The 17,857-nt window shown below is 53.6% G+C and carries 14 protein-coding genes and 1 pseudogene; 3 read left to right on the top strand and 12 right to left on the bottom strand.

The genetic code is table 11. From position 1 onward, the window contains the following. Positions 1 to 225 (bottom strand): annotated as a pseudogene (locus HYD27_RS30405) (IS1380 family transposase); the annotation flags it as partial. 1,127 nt (positions 226 to 1,352) lie between these two features. Between HYD27_RS30405 and HYD27_RS30410 the strand changes: the two are divergent. Both HYD27_RS30410 and HYD27_RS30415 read left to right on the top strand, forming a co-directional pair. Further along, positions 1,353 to 1,778 carry a MaoC family dehydratase gene (locus HYD27_RS30410; protein ID WP_219221535.1) on the top strand — a complete coding sequence of 142 codons (426 nt, stop codon included), beginning with the start codon at positions 1,353 to 1,355 and terminating at the stop codon, positions 1,776 to 1,778. A 390-nt stretch (positions 1,779 to 2,168) separates the two neighbouring features. After that, a complete protein-coding gene (locus HYD27_RS30415; RefSeq protein ID WP_219221536.1) occupies positions 2,169 to 2,540 on the top strand; it encodes a hypothetical protein in 372 nt (123 codons plus the stop codon). A gap of 124 nt (positions 2,541 to 2,664) precedes the next feature. Here the strand turns inward: HYD27_RS30415 and HYD27_RS30420 are convergent, their stop codons facing one another. The 10 genes from HYD27_RS30420 to udk form a co-directional block, all read right to left on the bottom strand. Continuing rightward, on the bottom strand, positions 2,665 to 3,909 hold the full coding sequence (locus HYD27_RS30420; protein ID WP_219221537.1) for a SpoVR family protein: 1,245 nt from the start codon (positions 3,907 to 3,909) through the stop codon (positions 2,665 to 2,667). A gap of 77 nt (positions 3,910 to 3,986) precedes the next feature. Continuing rightward, positions 3,987 to 5,219, bottom strand: a complete 1,233-nt coding sequence (yhbH, locus tag HYD27_RS30425; RefSeq protein ID WP_219221538.1) for a sporulation protein YhbH — start codon at positions 5,217 to 5,219, stop codon at positions 3,987 to 3,989. Between the two features lie 59 nt (positions 5,220 to 5,278). After that, positions 5,279 to 7,180 carry a PrkA family serine protein kinase gene (locus HYD27_RS30430; RefSeq protein ID WP_219221539.1) on the bottom strand — a complete coding sequence of 634 codons (1,902 nt, stop codon included), beginning with the start codon at positions 7,178 to 7,180 and terminating at the stop codon, positions 5,279 to 5,281. Between the two features lie 525 nt (positions 7,181 to 7,705). After that, positions 7,706 to 9,025 (bottom strand): 6-phospho-beta-glucosidase, encoded by a 1,320-nt coding sequence (locus HYD27_RS30435; RefSeq protein ID WP_219221540.1) that lies wholly within the window; start codon positions 9,023 to 9,025, stop codon positions 7,706 to 7,708. Between the two features lie 5 nt (positions 9,026 to 9,030). Further along, entirely contained in the window at positions 9,031 to 10,026 is a 996-nt protein-coding gene (locus HYD27_RS30440) for an N-acetylglucosamine kinase (RefSeq protein ID WP_219221541.1), read from the bottom strand. Between the two features lie 41 nt (positions 10,027 to 10,067). Next, positions 10,068 to 11,057, bottom strand: coding sequence for a LacI family DNA-binding transcriptional regulator (locus HYD27_RS30445; protein ID WP_219221542.1), 990 nt, complete (start codon positions 11,055 to 11,057; stop codon positions 10,068 to 10,070). A 122-nt stretch (positions 11,058 to 11,179) separates the two neighbouring features. Further along, a complete protein-coding gene (locus HYD27_RS30450) occupies positions 11,180 to 11,413 on the bottom strand; it encodes a hypothetical protein (protein WP_219221543.1) in 234 nt (77 codons plus the stop codon). A 216-nt stretch (positions 11,414 to 11,629) separates the two neighbouring features. Then, positions 11,630 to 12,184, bottom strand: coding sequence for a hypothetical protein (locus tag HYD27_RS30455; RefSeq protein WP_219221544.1), 555 nt, complete (start codon positions 12,182 to 12,184; stop codon positions 11,630 to 11,632). A 21-nt stretch (positions 12,185 to 12,205) separates the two neighbouring features. Then, positions 12,206 to 13,855, bottom strand: coding sequence for an SWIM zinc finger family protein (locus HYD27_RS30460; RefSeq protein WP_228745435.1), 1,650 nt, complete (start codon positions 13,853 to 13,855; stop codon positions 12,206 to 12,208). A gap of 207 nt (positions 13,856 to 14,062) precedes the next feature. After that, a complete protein-coding gene (gene udk / locus HYD27_RS30465; protein ID WP_219221546.1) occupies positions 14,063 to 14,710 on the bottom strand; it encodes a uridine kinase in 648 nt (215 codons plus the stop codon). A 188-nt stretch (positions 14,711 to 14,898) separates the two neighbouring features. Between udk and HYD27_RS30470 the strand changes: the two genes are divergently transcribed. Beyond that, complete coding sequence (locus tag HYD27_RS30470; RefSeq protein WP_219221547.1) at positions 14,899 to 16,011, top strand: threonine aldolase family protein; 1,113 nt, start codon at positions 14,899 to 14,901, stop codon at positions 16,009 to 16,011. A gap of 274 nt (positions 16,012 to 16,285) precedes the next feature. Here the strand turns inward: HYD27_RS30470 and HYD27_RS30475 are convergent, their stop codons facing one another. Then, positions 16,286 to 17,602, bottom strand: coding sequence for a glycosyltransferase family 2 protein (locus HYD27_RS30475; protein ID WP_219221548.1), 1,317 nt, complete (start codon positions 17,600 to 17,602; stop codon positions 16,286 to 16,288). Positions 17,603 to 17,857 lie beyond the last annotated feature (255 nt).

Below are 17,857 nucleotides of genomic sequence, written 5' to 3' on the forward strand. Positions count from 1 at the left end.
AAAGAGCCGTTCAGCTCCCAGAATCCAGCCCACGATGAGGTACAGCAAAATGCGGTACACAGGAAACAACGCATTCTTCGCTTTCGTGCCGGAAATCTGCTGTAGCGCAGAGCCGAGCTTAATTTTTTCGAGATAGTCCAGGAAGATCTTGCTGCCTCCGACCGTCGTGGCGTGCGGCAATGAAAATTCGGTCTTGATTTGATGGAAGGGTATGGTAGACTTCACCTAAAAGGTGCTCCTCTCTTTGGGTGATGTTGTTTTCGCAAACACCATTCTACCAAAGGTTTGAGCCCTTTTTTTGTTTTTTTATGAGAAGTTACTTTCGAAATTCAGGATAAATTCTTATCTTTCAAGTGGAAACGGCTTCGCCGTCCTTGACCGGGCAGCGCAGCTGTTTGCATTTCAGGTGTAAGGCTGCTGCTGAAGCCAGGCGGGAAGCTAAGTGGAAAAGGTCACCTCATATTCCCCCAGCCGCTTGTTCGGGTAGTGTTAGCGGGAAAAAGGACCCTAATCGATCCGTTTCCCTCCCTTACAGAGGAACACGCCTACATTAATATGTACTTGAACCATTCATCCAAAGGGCAGCATTTTAGTGGTAAAAAGGATAACTAATCCACCGCATTCGGAGACTGGATCATCCCTAGTGGGAAAAAGTATAACTAATCCGGCTGAAATCAGCCATATGGGGGGAGATGGCCTCCATTAAGTGTACAAAATCCCACTAAAGCCCGTTCAAGCCAGAATTCCAGCCCATTAGTGTTACTTTTTACACTTCGCTTCCGTTCCCTATGAATCTCCTCCTTGCGTTCCATCAGCTTGTTCAGGTTCTCCGGTTCAATTCAGGATAAATTAAGTTTCTTTATTGTGTTTTTTAAAGATGACAGAACCGCCTCCCGCTTAAACAGCGGATGGACGGACTCGCGGAACAGCGGCAGCGGCCGCCTGGGTCTCCGGATTTTCACCGCTAAGGGGAATGAAATTAATCTGGAGAGCACAGCGACCCAGACAACGGTCCGTTCGCGGAGCTTCCACTCCAAAAAACCTACGTATATCCTGCGACTAAAAAAGGGCTGACCCAAGCAGCCATTTCATGGCTTTTGGGTCAGCCCCTTCAGCGAGAAAGATAAGGCTAATTTATAATGTGAAGCATATAAACCTGAATTTCGAAAGTGAATTGAACCCATCCAGATCGGACAAGGGATAAACCCTCTTTTTGCCTTCACCCATTTGGTGCAGGCTGTTTTTAGCAAGAAATCCCTTCATGTAGAGCTTTTAGGTGATTTGTGGATACTTACTTTCGAAATTCAGGTTTATAATAACAACATATATAATGCCAACTAAGAGGTGTATGAATGAGATTCCACGAATTTTTTGCCGGACAGCTCTTTAAAACCGGGTCCCTAATAATGACGAAAGAGAGTATTACGAAGTTCGCAGCGGAGTTTGACCCGCAGTACATGCATTTGGATGAAGAAAAAGCAAAGCAGGGAAGATTTAATGGAATTATTGCCTCTGGAATACAAACCATGGCGGTTTCTTTTAAGCTTTGGGTTGAAACGGGAGCCTACGGGGACGATGTTATTGCCGGAACGGCTATGAATAATCTTAAGTTTATCAAGCCGGTGTATCCGGAGGATGAATTGCATACAATGGTCGAAGTGATTGCGGTAAGAGAGAAGAGAAATGCAACGGGGAGCGTTACCGTATTGTTGTCAACGTTCAACCACAAGGATGAGAAGGTTTTTGAAGGTGAACTAACGGTTATAGTTAGGCAGTAGGGCCATTCCGGCTCATAAGATGAAGCTGAACAGCAAAAAAAGCGGCTATGACCGGAAAGCGGATCAGAGCTGCCTTTTTTTAAAATATAGAATTTATATGTTCCACGCTATCAGTTATCCTTCTATTTTTGAAGAAACGGATGCCGCCTCTTTCAGAGGACGGCGAAGCCGTTTCTTCTTAAAAGATAAGAATTTATATGTTTTGGGGGAAGCGAAGCTTATCCGTTATTTCACGGTTGCGCTGTAAATGAACGAATGAATCGGGACTTCGGCCAAGCAAACTGCGCGAATGCGTTGGCCGCAGCGGGGAGGTAGCGGGAATCAAAGGCAGAAGTACCTTTAATTTCGCCCGGAGCCGGCAGGACGAGGGAATCAAAGGCAGAAATGCCTTTGAATTCGCCCGAAGTCAGCTGGACGGTGAAATCAGAGGCAGAAGTGCCTTTGATTTCACCCGAAGTTGGCTGGACGAGGGAATCAAAGGCAGAAATGCCTTTGATTCTCCTAGAAGTCGGCTGGACGGTGGAATCAAAGGCAGAAATGCCTTTGATTTCGCCCGAAGTCGGCTGGACGCTGAAATCAGAGGCAGAAGTGCCTTTGATTTCGCCCGGAGCCGGCAGGACGGTGAAATCAAAGGCAGAAGTACCTTTGAATTCGCCCGAAGCCGGCAGGACGGTGAAATCAGAGGCAGAAGTGCCTCTGATTTCACCCGAAGTCGGCTGGACGGTGGAATCAGCGCGAAATGATTCTTCTCCTCCCCACTGAAATGGCGGGTTACCGAATGTAAAAAGGACCTGAAGCAGAGCTTCAGGTTTTTCTTACAATACGGGCAATACGGGCAATACGGGAAATGAAAATCCGCTGTGAAAAGATAGCGCCGGCCTGCACATCAGGCAAGCTGCTTGCCGTCATACATATATGTTTTTTCCTTGCCGCCTACTATGGTGCGCAGGTGTACCGTACGGCCCCACAGCTGATGGACCATCGGCAGGGTACGCTCAATATATTTCCGGTCCAGCTCCAGCCCCTCATAGTGGTTGTACAGCAGCAGCTCGCCCCGTCCATGCAGGTCATCGTCCTTGACGGTCAGATACGGGAAGCCGCCGTTGGTGCGTGAGCGGATCAGATTATCCTTAATTTCCTCCAGGCTCGTGGCAGTGACCTTGTATTGCTGCTGCTCCTTCTTGAATACGAACAGATCCATCTCCTCCGCCAGCTCGCGGGTCAGATAGTTGCGGATGAACGATACATCCGATTCGATCTCGCGGATCTCGAAGAGCGCCTGCAATCCTTCTTTTTTCTCGATATGCCGCAGCATCATGAGGCCGAGATAGTAGGGATTGATCCGGCCCGGGGAGGGCTGGATGACGCCGGAGTTCATTTTGGAGAATTCAATAATCTCCGAATCGCTGAGCTCCAGCTCCCGGACGAGCTTCAGATGCCAGTAGCTGGCCCAGCCCTCGTTCATGATCTTCGTCTCCATCTGCGGCCAGAAGTACAGCATTTCGGCGCGGAGCATGTAGAGGATCTCCCGCTGCCATTCCTCCAGATAGCGGCTCTGCGCTGCGATATAGCCGATTACATCCTTCACTTCACCGTCAATCTCCCGGAAGCCGCCGGGCCGCCCGGACCGGGCAAAGAACGGATCGACATGCTCTTGAATGGCGATTCCCGCATCCAGAAACCGCTCCACCTCGTCGGTGCCGTATTCCTGCCCGAACCGGTCAATCCGCTCGGCGAATATGGCCATCCGGTCAACCATATTGCGGTCGGTGCCGCCGAACATGGCGTTGTTCTTGAAGAAATCACTGTGCCCCAGCACATGGGCTACGATCAGCTTGTTCTGCAGCAGCGTGTTGCTGTCGAGCAGAAAGGCGTAGCAGGGATCGGAGTTGATCACCAGCTCATAGATTTTGCTGAGCCCGTGGTCATATTCGGATTTCATGCGGTGATAGGCCTTGCCGAAGCTCCAGTGCGCGAACCGGGTGGGCATGCCGTAAGCGCCGATGGAATAGAGCACCTCGGGCGGGCACATCTGATACCGCATGGAGAAGAAGTCCAGTCCGTTCTCAAGTGCCAGCTCGGTCAGGCGTTCTACGGATTCCTCCAGCTGCTCCGTTTCATGGTTGGTCATCGCGCTGCTCCCTCCTTTGGCATTTCTTGTTGCGGTATGCCTCTGTTAGCAATTCTTTCGGGCCTGGCCGGAGCCGCTCAGCTGGCCAGTTCCTCGCCGAAGAAGGCTTGCAGCGTCTTGAACACATCCTCTTTCTCCTTGAGAATCGAACGGCTGAAGGAGGGGGAGGCGATGCCGGACATCGACTCCCACAGCTGCTTGCTCCCATACACATGCTGGCGGATTTCGCCATAGCCCAGCATATTCACACGCTCCAGCAGCTCTCCTGCCAGACGGACGGTGGCCGGGTTGTCGCTGTTCAGATTGTCACCGTCGGAGAAATGGAACGCGTAGGCATTATGCTGGGCCGGGGGATAATCGGCCTCCAGAATGCGCAGGGCCAGCTCATATACGGATGAGCATTTGGTGCCGCCGCTTTCGCCTTTGTGGAAGAAGGACTCTTCATCCACCTCCTTGGCATCTGTGCTGTGCGACAGGAAACGGATCTGCACGTTCTCATATTTGGTCCGCAGGAAGCGGGTCATCCAGAAGAAGAAGCTGCGGGCCACGTATTTCTCGAAGGTGCCCATGGAACCGGAGGTATCCATCATTGCCAGCACAACGGCAGAGGACTGGGGCTTCCGGATGTCCTCCCAGGTCTTGTAGCGCAGGTCATCGCCGGTAATCGGTCCCAGTACAGACCCGGAGCTGACATGCTGCGGCTCCGGCGGCGGAGTCCAGTCGGACCGCACTGCTGCCGCATGCGGCATGGACTGTCCGCCGCCCAGCGCCTGGCGCTTGATCGCCTCGAACAGGGTGCGCCGCTTGTCGACGTTCGACATCATGCCCTGCTTGCGCACATCATCGAAGCGTACATCTTCTATGGTCAGCTCCGGAGCGGCCTTCGGCTTAAGCCGGGGCAGCTTCAGATCCTCGAAGACCATCTCGGCAAGCTCGTCAATCGTCAGCTCTGCCTCGTAATAATCCTCACCCGGCTGATCTCCGGCTTCATGCCCGCCTTTGCCGGGGCCTTCGGCTCCATCCGGTCCGGCTTGGCCGATCACATCACCGACCTGTGTGCCGCCCTGGCCTTGTCCAACCTGCGGCTCGTTTTGATAGTTGTAGCGGAACTTTGGCTCGTCCAGACTGCGGATCGGCACCTTGATTACCTTATCACCCTGGGGCATAATAATCGATTCTTCACTGACCAGATCGGCGAGATTATGCCGTATGGCCTCTTTTACCTTGCGCTTGTGACGTTCCTGGTCAATCTCTCCCTTGCGGTGCAGTGACCAGTCGTCGCGCGCGATCATGAACAAGCGGTTGTTCATGTCGTCCACCTCCCGCTTTGAATTAAGGAATGATTCCGGTGTACCGGGTTAGCCAAAAGCTACCGGTTAAGCAGACCGCCGACATATTTCATCAGCTCGTTGGCGCAGGTGGCGCAATAGCCGTTATGCTCAATCAGGCGCCGTGAAACCTCGTTCATGCGTTTCAGCTGGTTCTCGTCCGGATTCATCGAGGAGGTGGTAATCTTGATCACATCCTTCAGATCGGCAAACAGCTTCTTCTCGATGGCATCCTTCAGCGGCTCATGGGAAGTGTATTCGAACTGCCGGCCCCGGCGGGCAAAAGAAGAGATTTTGATCAGAATCTCTTCGCGGAAGGCCCGTTTCTGATTCTCGGTGATGCCGATTTGCTCTTCAATCGAGCGCATCAGCTTCTCATCCGGGTCGCCTTCCTCGGAGGTGATCGGGTCCTTCATTTTGTAGCCGCTGCAGTAGGCCTCGACATTATCGAGGTAATTGTTCAGGATCGTGCGTGCCGACTCTTCAAAAGAGAAGACAAATGCGCGCTGCACCTCGGTTTTGGCCTTATGGTCATATTCTTTGCGGGCCAGGGTGATCAGGTTCATCAGGCGCTCGCGTTCCTCCTTGGAGATCGAGGCATGCTGGTCAAGGCCTTCCTTCAGCGAGCGGAGCACATCCAGAGCGTTGATGCAGGATTTGTTGCCCTTGATCAGCGCGCTGGAGATGCGGTTGATGACATAGCGGGGATCAACGCCCGACATGCCTTCGTCCGAGTGCTCCCGGCGCAGCTCTTCGACGTCGCCGCCTTTGACACCGTCGACTTCGACGCCGTCGTAAAGATACATTTTTTTGACCAGATCAATGCCGGGCTTCTTCGGCTCCTTGAGGCGGGACAGCACGGTGAAGACAGAGGCGGTCCAGAGTGCGTTAGGGGCAAGGTGCACCTGGTTGTTCAGTCCTGAAGCGTCCACCAGCTTGCGGTAGATCCGTTCTTCCTGGCCGGCTTTGAGATTATAGGGTATACGCATTACAATCATGCGGGAATGGAGGGCTTCGTTTTTTTTGTTGGAGATAAAGGCGCGGTATTCGGTTTCGTTCGTGTGGGCGATAATGAGCTCGTCGGCGGATATGAGGGCAAATCTTCCCGCTTTAAAATTTCCTTCCTGGGTAAGCGACAGCAGATTCCAGAGGAATTTCTCGTCGCATTTCAGAATTTCCTGAAACTCCATCAGGCCGCGGTTGGCCTTATTCAGCTCACCGTCGAACCGGTAAGCGCGCGGGTCCGATTCGGAGCCGTACTGGGTGATCGTGGAGAAGTCGATGCTGCCGGTAAGATCGGCGATATCCTGAGACTTGGGGTCGGAGGGAGCGAAGGTGCCGATGCCTGTCCGTTCACTCTCCGAGAAAAGCACCCGCACCACAGGCATCTCCTCGATCCGGCCGCCATGCTCCTGCTCCAGCCGCATCCGGCAGACCGGGCAGAGCTCGCCTTCAATATGGACACCGTATTCCTTGCGGAATTCCTCGCGGAGCTCGCGGGGGATCAGGTGCAGCGGCTCCTCCTGCATCGGGCAGCCTTTGATGGCATACTGGGCGCCCTCGGGAGTGCGTGTGAAGGCCTCCAGCCCGTTCTTCATCAGGGTGACCAGCGTGGACTTGCCTCCGCTGACCGGACCCATAAGCAGCAGCAGCCGTTTGCGGACATCGAGGCGCTGCGCAGCCGGACGGAAATATTCCTCCACCAGCAGCTGAACCGCATCCTCCAGCCCGAACAAGGTGCCGCTGAAAAATTTGTACTCCCGCCGTCCGTCACCGAGTTCATTGACGCCAGCCGACTCAATCATCCGGTAAACCAGCTCATGGGCGGTTCCGGCGATTCTGGGGCTCTCCCGGACAAGGCCCAGGTAATCGAGAAAGGTGCCTTCCCAGAAGAGGTCGTTTTCTTTGTCCCGATAGGTACGAAGTTTTTCTAAGAACGTCATGCTTACCGCCTCCCAAATGTAATGTCATTCACGTAAGGTACGAGGTGACCGGTCCGGCATCATGCAATGCGGCAATACGTCCAGGCTTCCGACAGAGCAGCAGAGACATTCTTTGAAGCTATGCGGTTATCTTGGGTTCTCCTTAAAACGGCTGCCTGCAGGCGTTTCTATTTAATTTTAGCATATTATCTGCCATTGTTCGACAACAAAAATGTCATTGTATGATGGCAATTACTAGATTTGGAACTTATTCAGGGAAAAAATTTTGTTATCAGGGATATAATGATAGGTTACATAACATATAAATTTTGGCGTTCGTAACTATGGTCCACAGCCTATCTTACTTGGATATGGCGGTCCTGGTTGGAATAGAGCCGGCTGGCTCCAGCAGAAATCCGGTTTTTGTTGAAGCATCCGGTTCTGGCAATCCTATCGAAGGCGGAAGCCTGCCGCCCGCTATCCGATTTGCTGGGATAACAAAAAAAGGATCGCCCCTATTGCTGGACAATCCGCGGAACCCAAATGTCATTTGAAGGAGCTTGCAAAAAAGTTGGGCAGGTATTCCTTATTCGCTTCCAGCATTTCATCGAGCATGGCTATTGCAGCCTCCACGGAAGGCACCAGCGGATGATGAGCCAGCGCCTGGAGGGCCAGGCTGCGGTCCCCGGTGACGGCGGCGTCAATCGCCAGCTGCTCGTAGGTTTTGACAGCATGGATCAGTCCCTTGGCCATCGGCGGAATCTTGGTCAGCGGCAGCGGCAGCGGCCCGGTCTTCATCACTACGCAGTTGACTTCAATGCTGGCATCCTCCGGCAGGAAGTCAAGGACGCCGCGGTTTGCGACATTCAGCGTCTGGATGTCATTCGTGCCATTGTGCAGGGAACGCATCAGATTGACTGCAGCCTCGGAATAAAAAGCCCCCCCGCGCTGCTCCAACTGCTTCGGCTTCTCGCTTATCTCCGGATCGGCGTAGATTTCGAACAGTTCTTCCTCTACCCGTTTGACTACCTCGGCACGGCTGCCGCCCTGCTTGAAGGCCTCAAGCTGCTCGGCGAGCATGGCATCGGTCATATAGAAATATTTCAGGTAGTAGGAGGGCAAGGCATGCAGTGACTGGAGGAAATCGGGATTCCACTCCCTGGCCGGAACATTCCTCGCGCTGTAGCCTGCTGTATCAGCAAGCATGTCATTCAGCTTGTCTTCTCCTTCTACCTCAACGCGGGTAATCCAGTGGAGATGATTCAAGCCGACGAATTCGGCATAGACCCGGTCAGGTGCAGTATTGTATTTGGCCGATACCTGCTTGATTAGTCCAATCGGGGCATTGCAGAGGCCCACGCTTTTGACGTTCGAATATCTCAGCACGGCTTCAGTGACCATACCCGCCGGATTGGTGAAATTGAGCAGCCAGGCATCGGGGGAGAGCTCCTCGATATCCCGGCAGATGCCGAGGATGACAGGTATTGTGCGGAGCGCCTTCAGCATTCCGCCGGGGCCGGTCGTCTCCTGCCCGATCACGCCGTATTTCAGCGGAATCGATTCGTCCCGGGCGCGGGCGTCCAGCATGCCGACACGAATCTGTGTGCTGACGAAATCCGCGCCTTCAATCGCCTTGCGGCGGTCAGTGGTGAGATGGACCTCTATCGGAAGTCCGGATTTCTCCACCATGCGTCTGGCCAGGCTGCCGACGATATTCAGCTTGCGCAGGCCGGGCTCGATATCCACAAGCCACAGTTCGCGTACCGGAAGCTCCTTGTGATGCAGAATGAAGCCTTCGACAAGCTCCGGGGTATAGGAAGAGCCACCGCCGATGACGGCGATCTTAAGACCTTGGTTTGCTGTCAATTAAATCACTCCTGTCCGGTTGTAATGGGGATCGCATCGAAATCCTGAAATCCCCGCATTTTCTTATAAATGTCGTCCGTTATGGTGATGCCTCCGCTCTCCATGGCTGACCAGAGGGCACCGACAACGGGCTCTGTAGCTAAGGTGACCACAGAAGCATCAGGGGCCGCGCTGTGAACCGCCTGCTCAATCGGCGCGCGAATCCAGCCCTGATCGCCCCGAGTGAGCAGGCTTCCGGCCAGGACGACGTCGAACACGTCGCTCTTCATGCCCAGCCGGTGAATTACGGCAGCGGCGGCTTTGCCCAGCTCCACACCCTGGCGGTGGAGGATTGCCAGCGCTGCGGCGTCGTCTTCGGCCGCCGCCGGAAACAGCAGGCGTGCGGCGTCCAGCGGTACAGACTTCCCATGATCCAGGAAGTCATCGAACATGTCCTCCACCCGCGTATAGCCGAGCAGCTTCAGCAGCGGCTCTGTGAGCAGGGTGGGGGCTTCGCGGCCGTCCCAGGCCCGGAGGACGGTACGGAACACCTCGATATTCAGCGCCCCGCCGCCGCCGAAATCGCCGTACATATAATCAAAGCCGCCGCACTGATAATGCCGGCCTTCGCGGCTGCGCCCGGCGGCATTGGTGCCGGTGCCGCAGATCAGGGCGACGCCGTAGGAGCGGTTCGTGCCCGCCCGCAGGCCGATCATCGGGTCGCCGCTGATCGTATATTCCGTAAATCCGATACTGCGGATTATCGGATGAAGGATGTCGTAATCCGTCTTGCGGTCGGCGCCGGCAAGCCCCAGATATGCGTGGCTGATCTCGCCAAGCTGAAGTCCGGCTTCCTCCAGCGCCGCGCAGGATGCCGCACGTATGCTGGCGGCGGCCTGCCTTGCTCCAGTCTGGTGGTTGCCATTGCCGCTTCTGCCCTTGCCAAGCACATTGCCGTGCTCATCGCCCAGCAGGGCGTGGGTCTTGCTTCCTCCGCCATCAATGCCCAAATAGTAAGCCAATGGTCGTCACTCCTAAAGTTTTGTGGGCTTTCACATCCTGTCTACCCGGAAAAGGTAGATTCACGTACAATCAACTCCGGATCAATCTTCACGTTGCCGCCCCGCTTCATGGTCCCGCTGATGCGCTTCAGCAGCATGCCGGCGGCGGCCGCTCCAATCTGGTCTGCCGGCTGGCGCAGGGTTGTCAGACGGGGGCGAAGCCGCGAAGCGATGAAGTGGTCGTCATAGCCGACAACCGCCACTTCTTCCGGCACGCGGACCCCGGCCTCCATCAGGGCGTTTACCACGCCGAGGGCGATATTGTCATCGCCCGCAAAGACAGCGGTGGGCAGCTTGCCCCCAGACAGCCAGCGTCTGGCCGCGTCGTAGCCCTGGCTGATTTCGAAACCGCCGTGGACGATTTCATACGGTTCAAGGCCTTTATCTTCCAATGCCTTGAGAAAGCCGGCGCGCCGCTCTCTGGTGCTGCGGAACATCTCCTGGCCGCAGAGGTGGGCGATAGAGGTATGTCCCAGCTCCAGCAGGTGGCTGGCGGCGGCATACCCGCCTTTGAAGTTATCGATGGTAATTGAATAGCTGTCATTCTCCGGATGCTGGTTATCGATCAGCACATAAGGGATGCCGCGCCGTTTCAGCTCCACAATGTAATTGTCCTCCTGCAACGGTGAGAGCAGAATCAGGCCGTCCACCCGGTCCTCCTGGATCAGATAATGGTTTTCGTCCGCACCGATGCCGGCAGATATGGAGACAGCCAGAAAATAACCGTGCAGCGCAAGCACCTCATTCAGCTCCTTGACCACCGCATCGAAGAAGGAGTCCTGCAGGGTGGTTACAATCAGGCCGATGATGCCGGTCCTCCCGCTGGCCAGGCTGCGGGCAGCCGCATTCGGGCGGTAATCCAGCTCTTTGATTGCCGTCAGCACCTTCTGGCGGTTTGTCTCGCGGACTGAGCCCGCACCGTTCAATACCCTGGATACCGTTACCACCGATAACCCGGATTTTTTGGCTACATCAAGTATACTCACTTTCATCTCAAATGCTCCTTGCGGCGAATTTCCCGAATTTGTATCTTACCTTCAGTACAGGGGGCCGGATATCTGTTAAACGTATGAATTTAGCTCTCGATAATTTTACGGCCCATCTTCATCTGAATTCACGGTATAATCATCTTATCCAGTGTTTTATGTCCGGTCTCAACAAATGGCAGCCCGTTGATGGATAAATCGTTGAAATGCGAATAGCCGGCGATCAGCTGGTAATTGGCGAATCCGATGACCCTTGGCGGGTAGATGATGTCATAATCCGTGAAGCTGTAATTGTAATACAGCGAGCGACGGGAGAATGGGATACAGGCGAATACCGGAAAACCGATTAGCCAAGGATCCATGAAATATACATACAGAACATCGGCCGCCGGTTTCCGCTCTTAAGCGCAAACACAATAGCCTCTTAGCTAAAAAAGTATAAGCGCTTTAACTTTTGTGGCGGGAAATTTTTTCATGCTGATTCCAAAAAGGAAGGTTAATAATTAAGTTTAACCGTTTAAACTTAATGCACATCCTTATAAGATTATCATAGGGGATGGATTGGAATGAATCAACCTTTATTTCAGTAGATGAAGGGCTATCAGTGAATAAATGCAACGTGCAGTTAGTTGGTGTGCCGAGCCGAAGCTGGCTGCAACAACGGCAAAAATGCCGTTGTTGGACGAGCGGAGGCTGTCCGTGGTGAAAATAACGGCAAAAATGCCGTTATTAGGCGAGCAAAGGCCGAAGCTGGCTGCAACAACGGCAAAAATGCCGTTGTTGGACGAGCGGAGGCCGTCCGTGGTGAAAATAACGGCAGAAATGCCGTTATCAGGCGAGCAAAGGCCGAAGCTGGCTGCAACAACGGCAGAAATGCCGTTGTTGGACGAGCGGAGGCCGTCCGTGGTGAAAATAACGGCAAAAATGCCGTTATCAGGCGAGCAAAGGCCGAAGCTGGCTGCAACAACGGCAGAAATGCCGTTGTTAGACGAGCGGAGGCTGTCCGTGGTGAAAATAACGGCAGAAATGCCGTTATCAGGCGAGCAAAGGCCGAAGCTGGCTGCAACAACGGCAAAAATGCCGTTATTGCAGTGCCGGAGCATCAAGGCGGCACCAAACATGCTCCAGCGCACATTCCCCGCATACCCCTTGGCTCAAAAGCTCTCCAGGAGCCTGGTCAGCTCGTCCTTGAAGGCAGGCCGGTTGGGATATGCGGCCAGCAAGGCATGGGCTACCGGTTCGGCAGCGGCGGAACCTGAGGCTTTGCGGAGCATTTGGATGCTCAGGCAGACCTGCCGATACTGCTTGCGCGTAGAAGCCTGGATAGCCAGCTGCTCAATATAGGTCCGGAAAATACCGATTACCTCCTGAGGGTGGTCAGCGACAAGATGTGGATAATATTTTCCAATTTCATAAGGATGGGCTTGCACATATCGCAGCAGCCGGTCGGTTTCTTGCTCCTGAATCAAGAGCTTCGTGTACACGTTATCCCACGAGCTGTGCTGCTCCAGCCGATCCAATATTACTGTATAGATGGATGGCCACTCCGCAGCAGAATAAGCAGACTTCACGGCCGGATAATAGGACAATTCCCCACCGCAGAGAAGTTCCAGGCCGAGATCCCGCTGGGACAGCGTATCCCCCGACAGCTTATAGGCTTCATAGCGAAGCTGTTTCCACTGTTCCACGAGTCCGGGCAGATGGTTTGCGGTGTCCAGCTCTTCCCCTTCTACGGCCAAACGAATTGCCTCATCATACCGTGCGGCGTCTAATGCCAGGAGGATTGCTTGTTCCCGGAAGCTGGGGAATTGCAGGTTGTTGTGCAAATAAACCTGTAATTCATCACCACTATCCTGCCTCTGCAGCCGTTCCAGCCGGATGTCAGCTATGCCGGCTGCGAAGTGTTGATTACTCCAGGAGCTGGAATCCGAGCTTTGGCTTAACTGTCCAGCTTGTTCTTCCCACCGGGCCTGCAATTCCGTTGAAACGGCCAGCCCGTCGGCACACTGGAGCAGGGCAAGCTGCCAATCGGGCCATCCGTCAAGCTCAGGATGCTGCGTCATGCCAAGCACCAGATGAAACAGCTTCTCTGCGACCTCCGGCGGCAGCTGCTCACCAAGCTGCGCAACCTCATAGATGCGGTCCAGGCTGTCATCAATCATGCCGCCAACGGTGCCATCCGAGTCATCTGCTTCTTGCAGCAATTTCAGCATTTCTTCAAGAATGCACAGGTTGATTAGTACCGCCTGGAGCGGCTCATCTTCTTCGAAGGCCTGAACGGCTCGGGCGGCGACCAATTCGGCACCCTGCACTGCACCATTCACTTTTCCCCAACCCACAAACCCGTGTCTGTCCGCATGCAGGTCAATATAAGAGCGGATTAAATCCCGATAATCTTGAATTCCACCGCTGTCATGAATATCGGATAAGTAGATCCGGATTCTCTGTTCGGTCTGTTCCGAACTCAGGGCCAAGGATAACAGCAGAGAGACCAGCTCGCTTTTATCCTTCGCCTCCAGTATTTGCTGCAGGCTTGAAGCCGGGGCGGATTCGTTTGAATCAGCGCTGGCGTTCTCTTCCAGATGATCGCTCAGATACATCAGCACCGCTGCCTGATGTTTGCAGATAGCTTCCATATTGTACGGACAGGTACATGAAGTGGAAAGAACTTTGTCCTGTTCCCCGATCTGGACCTGCACTTCGTAAATTTCGGTTCCTGCGACCTTTGCCCTGTAGAGCCCAGGCTTCAACTCGCGTACGGATTCCACATGGCCGGAGAGCAGGTAGTCCTCGCCTCTCTTCATGATTACGCTGCTTATGCTTTTATCTAGATTCCGGAGATTCATGAATCTTTGACTCCTTCCTGGCGGTTCCTTTTGCCGGATGACTTCTATCGTTATTAATTTCAATTATACCAAAACATATCGGCTCCCCTCCATAAGCGGAGCTGGACTCATATAAAAAAAGCCGCCGGAAATTTCCGGGCAGCCTGTCTGATAGCCTGCATATAATTATTCGTTGCGCGTCTTGCCGGTCCACTGCTCGTCGCCCGACAAATACTTCTCGGTGAGTACGGACAGCAGCTGAATGCCGACTTCATTCTGTCCGCCTTCAGGGATGATCAAATCCGCATATTTCTTGGAGGGCTCAATGAAAGCTTCGTGCATCGGTTTGACCGTCGTCAAATACTGGGTGTGAATGGAGCGGATGGTCCGTCCGCGTTCCTCGATATCCCGAAGTACCCGGCGGAGAATGCGCACATCCGGATCGGTATCGACAAAAACCTTGATGTGCAGCTGCCCGCGGAGCTTTTCGTCGGAGAGGACATGCAGCCCTTCCACAATGACGATGTTGTTCGGCAGCAGTTCAACGGTCTGGTCGGCCCGGCGGGCATGAACGGTAAAGTCATACACGGGAGCATAGGCAGCCTGTCCGGCCTTGAGGCAATCCAAATGCTCAATCAGCAGCTCGGTATCAAAAGCAAGCGGGTGATCGTAATTGATCGCTCCCCGCTCCTCGAAGCTGAGGTAAGAATGGTCTTTATAATAGTTATCCTGAGATATAAACGTCACTTTACCTGTTCCCAGACGGTCAATGACGGAGCGGGCTACCGTCGTTTTGCCGGAGCCGGTCCCGCCGGCGATACCAATAATGAGCATGGTTTTGTAATAAACCTCCCTAAGCGATTGCCTCTGCAATTCCAATATTGTAGCACAGCGGTCCGTTAATTTCACCTAAGCGGCAAGGAACAAAACGTGAACATCCGAAAAAGGAGAATTTCCGGCGGGAAATGATATAATTTTATATATTGGTTAGACACAAGCACGGCTGAGAGGAGAATTACCAGATGGATACCCGCAAAACATTAAGAGATGAGAGTAAACTTTTATTGGAGGCCTTTAACGCTGCCGCTGTACAGCTGGCCGGCCACGGCAAACGGGAGGCCCGCGCGCTGAAGGAGGCTTTTGCCGGAATAGAGGACAGCTTGGCGAGTGATATGTACGGTACGGGTGAGCTGATCGAGGCATTTCAGGCTGAAATGGCGGGGGTGCTGGGCAAGGAAGCGGCGGTGTTTTTTCCCAGCGGCACGATGGCGCAGCAGATTGCGCTTAGGATCTGGAGCGACCGCAAGGGCAGCAAGCGTGTAGCGTATCATCCGCTCTGCCACTTGGAAATTCATGAACAGGATGGGCTGAAGAAGCTGCATCATCTGCAGCCTCTGCTGCTTGCGGACAAGGAACGCCTGATCACACTGGACGATGTGAAAAATATGGGCCGGGGAACCGCCTGCCTCTTGCTGGAGCTGCCCCAGCGGGAAATTGGCGGACAGCTGCCGGAATACGCGGAGCTTGAAGCGATATCCGCCTACTGCCGGAAGCAGGGCATTATGCTGCATCTGGACGGTGCCCGTCTGTTTGAGGTGCTGCCGTATTACGGCAAAACCGCCGCTGAAGTCTGCGGCCTGTTCGACAGCGTATATATTTCCTTTTATAAAGGAATCGGCGGGATTGCCGGAGCTATTCTTGCGGGAAGTGGGGACTTTGCCGGGGAATCGAAAATTTGGAAACGGCGGCATGGCGGCGACCTGATCAGCCTGTATCCATACATTATCCCCGCCCGGTATTATTACCGGCAGAGAGTGGACAAGATGGGACAATATTATGCGGAAGCCAAGGAGCTTGCGGCTCTGTTCAACGGCTGCCATAACATATGCACACTGCCGGAGGTGCCGGTGTCGAATATGTTCCATGTGCATTTTGCTCTGTCTAAGGAACGGATGGAACCGATCCTGGTCGCAGTCTGCGAAGAAACCGGGGTTGGCTTTACCCCGCGGCTGAAGGAAACTGGCGCATCGTCATGTTCCTGTGAATTGAGCGTTGGCGATTTATACAGCGGTATTTCCAAGGTGAAGCTGGAAGCGGCGTTCGGGCTGCTGGACCGGCTGATGACGGAGGGTTAAGGTTTTAATAGCATTTGTTTATTCTGAAGCTCCCGCCGGACAGCTCTCCTTCGGGCTCGTAAATAACCACAGGCGCTTTCATAGCCTCGTTTAGATTGAGGGCTGTGACTGTTGCGTTGTTGAAGCGAAATATTGCCTTAATTCCATCACTGTCCGCGCCAGCTTCAACTGTATGGGATTTTATGTGCCGAGCGCGCGCTTTTCAGGGAAAACAGCCACCGGCAGATTCCTCTGCCAGGGTGGTTGTTGGATTATGGCAGCATGCAGGATTTGCCTAGCGGTTTAGCAGCGTCCGGACGAACGATACGCGCAGCAGCTGCTTTTTCATCAGCTTGGTGCGGAATTGGCGCTTTAATTGGCTGTAAGCCTTGGGGCAATGGTCGCTGGCCCAACTGTACATTGACTTGAAGTCGGTATGGCTTTTGGCGGAATTCATTAGGTAATACGAGATGGTGTCATACACGTTGTGGTTGAACCATTCGTTCATGTCCGTCTTGCTGTAGCCGTAACGCTCGATGGCCATGTTGCGGATCAGCCGTTTTTCCTCCAGATTCTCGATCAGGAAGGACTGGCTGAGATTAAACGTAATATTGTTGCCATGAATCCGGTACACTCCGGCAAGAGTGTCGATAAATCCGGCATCGCCAATCAGCAGGGCCCGCAGGTAAATGGAGGCATCGTTGACCATATTCATGTTTAGGATATCCATTTTCATCAGCGCCTCGCGCTTGAAGATCGCCGTCAGGGTAGAGGCCGGTTTGGGATAGCCTTTTTGCTCGAAATTCTTGAAGTAATCCGCTTTCGGAGTAATCTCGCCTAGCTTCAGGCTGGAGGGCTTGAGCTGCTCGGTCTTGGAATACTCCAGGAACACATTCGCGGCCACAAAAGCAATCTCCGGGTGCTGCTGATGAAAATGCACAGCCTGGCTGAAATAGCTGTGGTCAATCAGGTAGTCATCATCGTCCAGGAACAGGATGTATTCACCATCGCCATGGGCGGCTAGCGCCTTGCGCCGGTTGTTGCCGGGTCCTTGATTGGTCTCATTCTGCATGAAGATCACCCGTGGATCATCGCCAAAACTCCGGCTCATGAGCTCTGCCGTACCGTCGCTGGAGCAGTCGTCGATGACCGTGATCTCTTTATGGGGATAATCCTGCCGCAGGATGCTCTGAACGGCCTGCTGCAGGAAATTTTTTCTATTATAAGTAGTGATGATGACACTGACTTTGGGGAGCGCATAGGGACCGGTAGTTGAAGGGGTACGTCTCTCTTGCGCTCTGCCGGCTGATTTTAACTCAGCAAGACCATTCATCAGCTCGCAGATATTCACGGCCTGGATGTTAAATTGCTGGGACAAGTAATAATCCACAGCGTCTTCCGAAGCGCGCCCCGACAAATAAGCCTGGAGTACTTCACAGAGGGCTTCCAGGTTTTCTTGGATAACGGCATCTCCTTCGCTGCTGAAGCTGTGCCTGCATCGGTGTATAAGCTCTTCGCTGGACAGCATCCCGGCAGGCAGATGCAGTATGTCATCATTGAGCTGGTTCAGCAGTCGGTATCCGGCCTGGTGCAATTCCTCGCTGTGAGCCATAGTTCGACCTCCTAAAAGTTTTATGGAGCTGGGCTCCCTGAAATTATTTCATAAATAACTTCGCTTCGAAAGCACTGGTATTATGAGCTGGGCGCTCCTGAAATCGCTTCGTCAAACAGCTTGCTTCAAAAGCATCCGCCAGGCTTTAGCCGTGCTCTCATAGATCGCTGCCACAGGCAGTCAGATCATGAGCTGACGCTAATTTCTGTGAGCCATCGCAATTCGCCGCACATATGCTGCACAAATACAAATTTA

The organism is Paenibacillus sp. S150 (assembly GCF_019352175.1).
Lineage (GTDB): Bacteria > Bacillota > Bacilli > Paenibacillales > Paenibacillaceae > Paenibacillus_AQ.